This is a genomic window from Myxococcus vastator (assembly GCF_010894475.1).
Classification (GTDB): domain Bacteria; phylum Myxococcota; class Myxococcia; order Myxococcales; family Myxococcaceae; genus Myxococcus; species Myxococcus vastator.
In genome coordinates, this window is the sequence record NZ_JAAIYB010000684.1 from 1 (window position 1) to 3,083 (window position 3,083).

General features: G+C 67.5%; 2 protein-coding genes and 1 pseudogene. 1 reads left to right on the plus strand and 2 read right to left on the minus strand.

The window, feature by feature from the left end:
* The first annotated feature begins 171 nt into the window (after positions 1 to 171).
* A complete protein-coding gene (gene msrB, locus G4D87_RS36015; RefSeq protein WP_163787326.1) occupies positions 172 to 594 on the plus strand; it encodes a peptide-methionine (R)-S-oxide reductase MsrB in 423 nt (140 codons plus the stop codon).
* Between the two features lie 124 nt (positions 595 to 718).
* Here msrB and G4D87_RS36020 read toward each other — a convergent pair whose 3' ends face one another.
* Both G4D87_RS36020 and G4D87_RS36025 read right to left on the minus strand, forming a co-directional pair.
* Entirely contained in the window at positions 719 to 2,053 is a 1,335-nt protein-coding gene (locus tag G4D87_RS36020) for a hypothetical protein (protein ID WP_163787328.1), read from the minus strand.
* Positions 2,050 to 3,083, minus strand: a pseudogene (locus tag G4D87_RS36025) (hypothetical protein); the annotation flags it as partial. The gene G4D87_RS36020 and the pseudogene G4D87_RS36025, both read right to left, overlap by 4 nt.

Sequence of the window (3,083 nt, forward strand, 5' to 3'; positions counted from 1 at the left end):
CGTTGAACCCCGGCGCCCCGCCGCCGCCTCCCGGATTGCGCCTGGCGCTGAAGCGAGGCGCCAGGCAGGCCTTCTCACACCTTGCCGCCCACCAGGCGCGACGCTGGGGCAGGATGCGCATCTGAAGTGCGCGTGGGCCCCGGTACGGGCCCGGACAAGGAGCAGGAAGGCATGGTCGACAAGCTCACCCTCAGCGACGACGAGTGGCGCAAGCGCTTGAGCCCCCAGGAGTATGAAGTCCTCCGCCGCCACGGCACCGAGCGGCCTGGCTCCGGGTGCTTCCTGGGCACGAAGACGCCCGGCACCTACGTGTGCGCGGGCTGCGGCAATCCCCTGTTCAAGGCCGGCACGAAGTTCGAGTCCGGCACGGGCTGGCCGTCCTTCACGCAGCCGGTGGCGGCCGACGCGGTGACGGAAATCCAGGACGTCTCACACGGGATGGTTCGCACCGAGGTCCGCTGCGCGCGCTGCGACGGGCACCTGGGCCACGTCTTCCCCGACGGGCCGCCGCCCACCGGCCTGCGCTACTGCATGAACTCGGTATCCATGAAGCACGTCCCCGACGGCCAGCCGCTGGAGTTGGTGAAGGCGTAGCCTGCAGCCATGCAGCCCCGCCCTGGCGCATGATGTCATGCGCCGGGGCGCTTGAACTCAGCCCCTGCGTCCAAGTCTGTAGGCCGAATCCCAGCGTTCGCGGTTCGTTCGGCTGCAGCCAGGCTCATGAGCGGTGCCGCTCCGCCTCCCGGAAGAACTGGGTGAGCGAATAGTCGAGCAGCGCCTGACGGGACTGCATGTAGCGACGGGAGCGGAGAAAAGGCAGCCAGACACGCTCGCCGACACGCACCTGGGACTCCTCCAGTTTCAGCCGCGGCACCCATGTCCCGCCCAACCGCCGCACCAGCACGCGCCCCAGGTAGGCCCCTAACGCCGGGGCGGTGTGACTGTCGATGAGTTCGCGCGTGTATCTCTCCGGGAAGTTCTCCTTCCAGAAGTAGAAGTCCAGGTCCGTGAGGGACTCGGGCGTCTCCTCCGTGAGGCCAGGCACCTTGGTATGCAGCGCCGCCATCAGGCCTTCCGACAGGTCGTCATAGTGGCTGCGAGCTCGTTCGGCATTCTCCACGTCTGATGGCAGCGCGGCCGGAAGCCACTCCTCCGGAGCAGGTGGTCGGAAGGCGTTGAGCTCGGCGATTCTCCGCTGCCGCTCGCTGTTGGCGAATTCGTCCGGAAGCCGGGAGAGGAGTGGCGCCAGGTCAGGGAGGAAGTGCGGCTCCACGGGAGCGAGCGCGGCGCTGCGCTCTCGCAGCGTGTTCAGCACCGTGTCGAAGTCGAGGTCGGGCCGCAGGTGGACATGGGCACGGGTCTGCGCCGCGCGCGCTTCCTCACTGGCGAAGTCGGCGGCGGTGGGCCGTAACACCAGAAGAACGGAGCCGTTGGGGAGTTCCTCCACGAGGTGCGCAGGGGTCGAGAGCATCCGCTCGCGGCCTACGCCTTCCACGAGCCTGGGGCCGAAGATATTCAGCCAACACACCTCGTAGACCTTGTCGAAGCCATCCCGCCGAGACACCTCCGCTTCGCGACCGAAATGGGGGAAGCCCGCCAACTCACGGTCAGCCATGCTGTGGGCGGAGGCGTATGGAACGGGGTAGTGGCTGGCCCACGCCCGGACCATTTCGATGAATCTTCTACACTCCCCTGCCTCCCCAAAGAGAGAGAGAGGCTTCACGTCGATCCAAATTCGTAACTTCGGGGCGAGCGGGGGGAATCCAAGACGGAGCGACATATCCAACTCAGGCGAGTGCGCACGATAGAGCCCAATGGACGTGCTGTTCTCGTCGCGACGCTCCTTCAGCGCTTCCCAAACAGCCTCGCGGGAGAACTTCCGCCTGCGCTTTCCCCTGACAATATCCGGCATCCATTGACCCGCGCAGGCATCGAGCGCCTGAAGGAAAGGCTCCACCTCACGCTCGACTTCGGCCATCTGATCGAAGGCGCCTTCGAATGAGAGCAGGAGATTGTCGTCAACACTTGAGCCGTGAGCATCCAGCACCTTCATTGGACCATCACCTCCACCCCAACGACCTTTTCCTGCGCGTCGCTCATCGCGGCCTCCAGCGTCTCTGCCTTCTTCGGCTTGAGCCCTCCGCCCTCATATACGAGGCGGACCCTTTGGACCTGCGCGCGCTGCCGAATCTCTTTCCGCAGGACCTCCAGAGTCCCGCCGTAGAACCTCAGCGCGCTCCTCGCATCCGTAGTCATTTGCGCGACGAGCGCATCATTATCCAGTCTCTGTAGGTCCCGGCTCTTGAAGCTGAACGTCTCCACGCGCGGCCTTGGGCCTGCGGCGGGCCCCTCCTCGATGACGAGCACGTCCGCGAAGCGCAGGTCCGCCTTCGCCACCCCCACGTGCGTCTCGATGCGGGGCCGGTCGAAGTCCCGGAGCCATCGCCGCTGCCCCCGTGGGAGCGCCGCGTCCGCCTCCAGAAGGGCGACCATCTTCTTCTCGAAGGCCAGCCCCCGGGCGTACCTGGCACGCACGAGCTGGTAGCCGGCCCACTTCAGCGGTCCCTGCTCCGCAATCCCCTGCTTGAGTTCAGCGGCCCTCGTCTCCAGGTATGCCACGTAGTCGGCCCAGAGTGGCTCGGCCTTGAGCTCGGCGGGAGCCGCCTTCCGCAGGGCCTGACGGTGCCGCGTCAGCACCGCCACGTCCATCGACAGGCGCGCTCCCGGGAACTCCGCCTCCCACTGCTTGAACTTCGCCTCCGCCACCGCCGCGGGGAGCCCGGCTGCCTCGGGTGGCACGGAGGGCCTGCTGCCACTGCGTCTCCCTGCGCCACCGCCGGTGGACGCGGCGCTCGGGGGCTCACGATACCGCACCGCCAACGTGGCCTGTGCTTGAGCCACGTTGCCGCGCGCCTCGTGCAGCGCCAGTGCACCGGCCTCGCCCCACTCCGCCACCAGAATGGCCGCGTCCCGGCGCTGCTGGAGGTGCCGGGCCAACTCCCCCACCGCGCTCTCCCCAAGTCGCGCCTCCAACCGCTCCAGCACGGCCTTCAGCGCTTCCACGCGGGGCACCACCGCCTGAA